We start from the raw sequence: 7,842 nt of genomic DNA on the forward strand, positions 1-7,842 counted from the left end.
CGAATTACTTTAACCTGGCGGGGCTGCCTCTTCAAAGGGACGGATAATCGCCGGGGCTGGTGTAACTTCTGGTTTAAAAATTCCCTGCAATGCTTGTTCTAAGGTTTGTGCCATGACAATCCGGTTTTCGTAAGCTACGACTACCCGCACCAAAGTTGGTAGGCTATTTTGTGTGGCTTCTAGATAGATTGGCTCGACATACAGGAGCGATTGCTCAATGGGAATTACTAGTAGATTGCCTTGAATGGCTCTCGAACCCTGGCGATTCCACAGGGAAATTTGCTGTGAAATTACTGGGTCTTGGTTAATCCGCGCTTCGATTTGCTCTGGGCCGTAAACCAGGCGTTCCTTAGGAAAGACATATAGCACCAGCCTACCGTAGTTTTTGCCATCCGATCGCGCCGCTAACCAAGCGATTAAATTAGTCCGTTGTTTGGGAGTGTAGGGCAGAAGCAGAATAAATTCTTCTCTACGAGAGGCTGCGGCAACAAAGCTTACAGTGGGTAGACTAGTAATCAAATAATACGGCTCTACCGGACGGGTTTCACTGCCATAGATTTCGTTGGGGATTTGCCACTGGTCTTCCCGATTGTAAAATACCTGGGGATCAGTCATGTGATAGGTCATCAACCGCTTAGATTGAATTTTGAAAAAGTCTACCGGATACCGGGTATGACTGCGGAGATTGACTGGCATTGTACTGAGCGGTTTGAACAGATTGGGAAATATCGCTGACCAGGTGGCAATGATCGGATCGCTCTGATCGGCAATATAAAACTTAACAGTGCCGTGATAGGCATCAATCACCACTTTGATAGAATTGCGAATGTAGTTGATCCCATCGCTACCAGTGTCTGAATAAGGATAGCGATCGCTCGTTGTGTAGGCATCAACAATCCAGTAAAGATAACTGGGATTACTGGGCAAATCTTGATTAGTAGCAGCGACTAAATAGGGGTCGCTGTCAAATTTGAGGAAGGGTGCGATCGTTTGAATTCTTTGCTTGACATTTCGCCGAAGTAGCACTTTTGTCTCTGGCAAAAAGTCCCGCGTCAGTACCATCTGCCAATCTTTCAAATACATCGCAAATAGCCAGCGTCGCCATGCTGAACCGATTTCAACGCCACCCAGACCATCGTAAGAGTTGTAAACATTGTCACTACCACTGGGGTAGTCTAGCTCTCTAACTCTTGTGCTAGTCATCACATAAGTATTAGTAATTTCACCGTAATAAATTCGGGGTTGCCCAATGGGAATGCTTTCACGAATCGCTTCATTGGAAGTTGTGAGGGCGCTACTATCACCACTAATATCTTTGACAAAATATTCTGGTAGCCCTCCCGGCCCAACTGTATTAACTGGGCTAACAGTAAACCCAAAACCGTGGGTATAAATCAGGCGGCGGTTAACCCATGTTTGAGCTTCCTGTGGTACGGCACTGTAGTCTAATTCTCGTGCAGCAATCAGTACCTGTCGCCGTTCTGTTGATTCAACTGGTTCCGGCTGAGGTTCTGGTGGTTTTTGCGGCGCAGATGGTCGGCGTGAAGTTACATCTGTTTTGAGAGTGTAGCGGTCAATATCGGCATCGGGGAACCGATAGTAAGGCCGAATTTGTTGCAGTTGACGGTTAGTTTCTAATAGTGGTCGCTGATCCCACAGGCGAATATTCCGAATTGTCAAGTCATTATTTTGAATATTAGCTTCGGTCAATGTTCCTTGCGGGTTGAAGGTTCTGGCATCGATCGCCTCTAAATCGAATGCTTGGCGAGTTAAGGCGATAGTACGCTGAATGTAGGGTTGCTCTCGTTGCAACTCATTCGGTTGGACAATTAAGTATTGTACCACAGTAGGTAGAACAACATCAGCTGCTGCAACCATTATTAGATAAACCCCTAACCCGTAAAATACTAATCGGCGATGCTGAGATTTGGGTTTCCAGAAAAATGTTCGCCAAAGTAGGTAAAAGGCGATCGCCACTGCCAGGATGCACAAGACGGTGTAAGCTGGCAACTGGGTTGTCACATCCGTATAGCTGGCACCATAACTGACTCCACGGGTAGAATACACGAGTTCATAGCGACTCAGCCAATAACTTAAAGCTACTACCAGCATCAATAAGCCAGCCATACCGGATAAATGACGCTGCTGCTGGGGCGAAAAACCAGGGAAAATCCCCTGACTCAAACTGTCTGCTGACAGGAGATAAGTGAGAGTAACGGCGACGAAGCCATACAAACATAATCCCATCAGCCAGAGTTCTAGCAGTTCCCACAAGGGTAAGGAAAATACGTAAAAGCTGATATCTTGACCAAATAAAGGCTCAGTGCTGTTGAAAAGGGTGGGGTGGAAATATTGCAGCACCTTTGGCCAGTGGCGGGATAGGATGAATGCAAAAATGGGACTGGACAAAACTGCGATCGCAGTTAGTAAGAATTGGGGATAGATTAAAATTGCGATCGCACCTCCCCCAATTAAGCCGAGATCCCAGACTTGAGAAACAATCTGCCTTAAGAGTTGCCAGATTGTCTCTGGTCGAAATAGGGCGGGAATGGGTAGAATACCCTGATTAACTGGAGAATGCCAGTAAAAAAGAGCAATTTGACCATAGTGAGCCAGCATCAACCCGATCAACAAGCTCAGTACCAGAGTTAGGGGTAATAACCAGCGCAATTTTAATGGTTGAAAACGTTGCGGCGCAAGTATCGGGGTTTCGTTGCGTCTGGGATAATCAGGAGTGAGAAAATTTGTTAATTTATTGCTGAGTTCTGCTGACTCAATCTTTAGAGACTGGGGATATTTTAGCCGTTGTGCGAGAGCCAGGTTTAGCAGTAGATAGCCAGCAGTTATCCCAGCCACAACTACCCACAAAATACCACGAGTCAATATCCTCAACAGAAATACTTGGAGGTAGCCGACTTCCTCAAACCAAAAAATCTCTGCTCCCAGGCGGGAACCCAGATCCAACAGTAGCCACAGCCCCAAGAATACAATTAATAGTCTAAAGCTCCATTTCCAATACATTCCGTGGCAGCCAAACTAAAGGTGCGATCGCGTAACTTTTGATTAAAGAGTTTCAAAAAAGGTGCAAAGATACGTAATTTCAGAAGAACGCCAATTCTCTATTTGCAAGCCGGGTACTCTTTGAAATTCTCGAACATCACCTCCATTACTGTTAAGGATGAAATAAAAATCTCAGTGGGAGTAGTAGACTTTAATAGCTTGAGAGTGTTTTCTTTTCACTTGACAAAATCACTAATTACGCAGGTATGGAGTAAGTAACCCATGATTACAACTCGATTTCATTAGGTGGTAGCAGTTCGTCTCTGTAGGGCTCAAAAATGATACTTTCTACTACACCTTGATGTTGCATAATCGTTTCTGGCCAAGTCGTGGGTTTTGTTTCTAAGAAAGTAACAAAGACTCTGCTTTCACTAATACCTTGTGGTGTTTGGGCTAGTTCGATTTTGCCGTTTTTATAAATTCCTTCAATGGTTCGTAGCATTATTTTTTACCTCCTATCTAATTTCTAGTAGCATTTATCGAACAGAATAAAGGCGCCAGTCGTCATCACTAGTTGCTACCCAAACTTTTGCGTCTGAATCCCAAAATGCTTCAACCTTAAATGTGATTTGTGCCATCAGCGATCGCTAACAATGTATAGCAGTCGCCAAAGCCGTTAGGACAGTTGGCGGGAAACGCGCCTTCAACAGCGTACTTTGTGATTTTATTGCTGTCCTAAGCTACCTGTCCGTTGCTATAGTTCCAGTTTAGAACATCCGAGTTCTCAGGGTAAGCCCAGACGCGCCATTAGACTACAAGCGATGTCTACGACGGGCTACGCCAACGTATTTTTGATTATCAAAGCGATGTCTCCGACGGGCTACGCCTACGCCTTTGATTCACCATAATTTACCTTGGGATCTCGGATGTTGCTGTTCTAAGCATAAACTTCCGAGTTCTGAAGGTGAAAAGTAGAGTTTTAAGCCTCAACATTGGACATTAGAGGTTTATTTTCCCTGTTTTCTTCTCATTAATCCCCGCTTTTATCTTCTTCTTTACTCCAAACATATTTACGGCAGACTTCGCAAGCGGCTTTTGCTTCCTCTGTTTGCGGATTGGTGAAGATGGGATGGTAGCGGAGGCGATCGCAACAGACTTGCAACCATGCACGCCAGTCACCGCGCCACAATCGCACAGTGCCGTCTTCACCGCCACTAACAATCGTCTGCCCATCGGCGCTGATGGCGACAGAATAGACCCAACCCTGATGACCACGCAATGGTTCAGCTAAGGTCTGACCTTGGAGGTTCCACAACCGCACCGTGCCGTCTTCACCGCCACTAACAATCGTCTGCCCATCGGTGCTGTTCGCATCGCGTTGCGGAGCAATGGCGACAGAATAAACCCAACCCTGATGACCAGGCAATGGTTCAGCTAAGGTCTGACCTTGATGGTTCCACAGCCGCACCGTGCCGTCAGTACCACCACTGATAATCGCCTGTCCATCTGCACTAATGGCGACAGAATAGACCCAACCCTGATGACCACGTAATGGTTCAGCTAAAATCAGACCTTGGAGGTTCCACAATCTCACCGTGCCGTCACTACCACCACTGACAATTGTCTGCCCATCGGTGCTAATGGCCACAGAATAGACCCAACCCTGATGACCACGGAAGGGTTCAACTAAGGGAAGACCTTGGCGGTTCCATAATCGCACCGTACCGTCACTACCACCACTGACAATGGTCTGACCATCGGCGCTGATGGCGACACAATAGACCCAACCCTGATGACCACGCAATGGTTCAACTAAAATCAGACCTTGGCGGTTCCACAACCGCACCGTGCCGTCAGTACCACCACTGACAATCGTCTGCCCATCGGCGCTGATGGCCACAGAATAGACCCAACCCTGATGACCACGCAATGGTTCAGCTAAAATCAGACCTTGGCGATTCCACAATCGCACCGTGCCGTCAGTACCGCCACTGACAATCGTCTGCCCATCGGCGCTGATGGCCACAGACCTGACATTACCCTGATGACCACGCAATGGTTCAACTAAAATCAGACCTTGGCGGTTCCACAACCGCACCGTGTCGTCACCACCGCCACTGACAATGGTCTGCCCATCGGCGCTGATGGCGACAGAATAGACCCAACCCTCATGACCATGCAATGGTTCAGCCAAGGTCAGACCTTGGCGGTTCCATAACTGCACTGTCTGGTCATCACCGCCACTGACAATGGTCTGCCCATCGTCGCTGATGGCGACTGATAAGACAACACCCTGATGACCATGCAATGGTTCAGCCAAGGTCAGACCTTGGTGGTTCCACAACCGCACGGTGCCGTCACCACCGCCACTGACAATCGTCTGCCCATCGGCGCTGATGGCCACAGACCTGACATTACCCTGATGACCACGCAATGGTTCAACTAAAAGCAGACCTTGGCGGTTCCACAACCGCACCGTGCCGTCACCACCGCCAGTGACAATCGTCTGCCCATCGGCACTGATGGCGACGGAATTGACATAACCCTGATGACCACGCAATGGTTCAACTAAAATCAGACCTTGGCGGTTCCATAACCTCACCGTGCCGTCAATACTGCCACTGACAATGGTCTGCCCATCGGCGCTGATGGCGACGGAAGAGACATTACCTTGATGACCACGCAATGGTTCAGCTAAGGTCAGACCTTGGCGGTTCCACAACCGCACGGTGCCGTCACCACCGCCACTGACAATCGTCTGCCCATCGGCGCTGATGGCGACGGAAGAGACATTACCCTCATGACCACGCAATGGTTCAGTTAAGGTCAGACCTTGGAGGTTCCACAACCGCACCGTGCCGTCAGTACCGCCACTGACAATGGTCTGCCCATCGGCGCTGATGGCTACAGAATTGACATCATCCTCATGACCACGGAAGGGAATGGAGACTCTTGCTTTATTCACCACCCGACTCAAACTGTTCTGAACTGGTGCAAGAATCTGCTGGGGTAGTTTCTCTTGATTCTCACCCATAGCTTGAATTGCCAAAACTAGACTATCTAAGGGTTGCAAAGACAGTAAATTCTGTACCCTTGCCGCCTTTTCTCGCAACTGGGATTCAATGAGTGCCCTTTCCAGTTCGGCAATGCGGTCTTTTTCATCAGCATCACTGGGCTGGTAAAAAGCTTCATCTTCCTGGGGTGATTGTAAATGGGGCTGCAATTGTTGCCCGCTATCCCTCACTTTTGCCAGCAGTCCCTCTTGCATCAAATATTTGTCATCCGGCCTTTTGTTCAACCATTCCCGCCGGGTATCTTCTAACTTATCACTCAACCGCCGCAAGTCTCGGTCTTGTTGTCGCCACTGGGCAAACTGTTGCCAACTTTCAATTAATGCTTCATGGGCTAAATCAATCCAGACTTCTCCTTTTTCATCTTTCCCTGTAACCAACAAGCGTCCCTTAACCAATCCCGCTTGCCCATCTAGCAACTCACTAAGTTGTTGCTGTTGATTGAGATCATCACCTGCAATATTTAATAGTGTGGCTTTCGGTTGGCGCTGTTGGGTATCCTTTTCTCCCTCTCCTGTTCGCACTAACCGCAGAAAAATCTGCTTAATCCATTCCTTTTCCTGCTGACTGCGTTCTTGGGTTGGGGATTCCTCCTCATAATCTTGGTAGTGATAAACCTTTTCTGCATAGAGATTTAACGCCCCAGTTAATCCTCCCAACTTCTCATACTGTTCTAAGGTGAGTTGATCTTTCTTTTGATGGCGTTTCTCCCAGAGTTTAGTTAAGACAAACTCCAACAAAGGCAAGAACTCTGTTTCTTGTTTAAGATTTTGGAGAATTTTTAATAGTAGTGCTTTTTCAACACTATGACCCTGAAGCTTGGCTGGTTTGGTGATTGTCTCCTTTAAATCAACTCCGGTTAAAGGTGGCATAAAACCTGCCTGGGTTTGAATCAGGTGAGTCAGTGAGGGATATTCTAAACCGGGTTCGAGAAAATCCGCTTGCATGGTAATCACAGATGCTAACTGGGAATCATGAATCTCTACTACCTGAGTCAGTAGTTCAATGAATCTCTGCCGTTTTTCCTTATCTGCACAAACTGTAAATACTTCCTCAGACTCATCTACCACCAGCAAAAATTTTTCTGTGCCAGGAAGATTTTCGAGATCATTAGTAGGTTTAGTCAGACTGTCTAAACTTTTGTCATACTGAGCAATTTCTACGACAAGGGCGTATTGTGTCATCTTATTTTTTTAAAACTATTGGGTAATTCGCCTATGTCTACTAAGATACCCAAACTAACAAGTCTTTTCCTCAGTATACTTAACAAGTATATATTCAAAATTCCGCTCGCAGCTAAGTAAAACGCGGTATTAGGACAAGATTAAAGTGTTAGTAACTGGGATAATCTCTATACCATGTAGTCCGCTAGTAATTACGGAAGCGATCGCTCCGACGGGCTACCCTACGCCTTTGACTCACCATCATTCACCCTTGGATCTCGGAGTTCCAAGTTCAAAGGTCGAAGTTCCGAGTTCAAAGGTCGAAGTTCCGAGTGCAAAGGTCAAAATTCCGAGTTTAAAGGTCAAAGTTCCGAGTTTAAAGGTCGAAGTTCCGAGTTCAAAGGTCGAAGTTCCAAGTTCAGAGGTTGAAATTCCGAGTTCAAAGGTCAAAGTTCCGAGTTCAGAGGTCGAAGTTCCGAGTTTTGAAGGTGAAAACTGGAGTTCTGAGCCTAAACATTAGACCTCTTGCAAAAGTCCCAGATGCGTGGGACAAATAAGTTAGAGTTGGGTAGCATTAATGACCTACGAACAAGTAAAGATCCTAAAGC

At 46.9% G+C, this 7,842-nt stretch carries 5 protein-coding genes; 1 reads left to right on the forward strand and 4 read right to left on the reverse strand.

Features of this window, described 5'->3' with window-relative positions; translation table 11 throughout:
* Window positions 1-9 precede the first annotated feature (9 nt).
* From V7L05_RS30085 to V7L05_RS30095, 4 genes are all read right to left on the reverse strand, one after another.
* On the reverse strand, window positions 10-3,021 hold the full coding sequence (locus tag V7L05_RS30085) for a UPF0182 family protein (protein ID WP_335169678.1): 3,012 nt from the start codon (window positions 3,019-3,021) through the stop codon (window positions 10-12).
* A gap of 265 nt (window positions 3,022-3,286) precedes the next feature.
* Window positions 3,287-3,502: a hypothetical protein gene (locus V7L05_RS30090; protein WP_335169680.1), complete on the reverse strand. Its 216-nt coding sequence runs from the start codon at window positions 3,500-3,502 to the stop codon at window positions 3,287-3,289.
* Between the two features lie 34 nt (window positions 3,503-3,536).
* Window positions 3,537-3,638 carry a DUF1902 domain-containing protein gene (locus V7L05_RS34895; RefSeq protein WP_335174314.1) on the reverse strand — a complete coding sequence of 34 codons (102 nt, stop codon included), beginning with the start codon at window positions 3,636-3,638 and terminating at the stop codon, window positions 3,537-3,539.
* Window positions 3,639-4,030: 392 nt separating this feature from the next.
* On the reverse strand, window positions 4,031-7,255 hold the full coding sequence (locus V7L05_RS30095) for an nSTAND1 domain-containing NTPase (protein ID WP_335169681.1): 3,225 nt from the start codon (window positions 7,253-7,255) through the stop codon (window positions 4,031-4,033).
* A gap of 145 nt (window positions 7,256-7,400) precedes the next feature.
* Here V7L05_RS30095 and V7L05_RS30100 point away from each other — a divergent pair, with 145 nt between their 5' ends.
* Window positions 7,401-7,754: a hypothetical protein gene (locus tag V7L05_RS30100; RefSeq protein ID WP_335169683.1), complete on the forward strand. Its 354-nt coding sequence runs from the start codon at window positions 7,401-7,403 to the stop codon at window positions 7,752-7,754.
* The last annotated feature ends 88 nt before the right edge of the window (window positions 7,755-7,842 follow it).

It is taken from the genome of Nostoc sp. (genome assembly GCF_036917755.1).
Classification (GTDB): Bacteria; Cyanobacteriota; Cyanobacteriia; order Cyanobacteriales; family Nostocaceae; genus Nostoc.

Coding starts and splice junctions, on each gene's coding strand:
- V7L05_RS30085 (WP_335169678.1), bottom strand. CDS start 3,021: ATGTATTGGAAATGGAGCTTTAGACTATTAATTGTATTCTTGGGGCTG.
- V7L05_RS30090 (WP_335169680.1), bottom strand. CDS start 3,502: ATGCTACGAACCATTGAAGGAATTTATAAAAACGGCAAAATCGAACTA.
- V7L05_RS34895 (WP_335174314.1), bottom strand. CDS start 3,638: ATGGCACAAATCACATTTAAGGTTGAAGCATTTTGGGATTCAGACGCA.
- V7L05_RS30095 (WP_335169681.1), bottom strand. CDS start 7,255: ATGACACAATACGCCCTTGTCGTAGAAATTGCTCAGTATGACAAAAGT.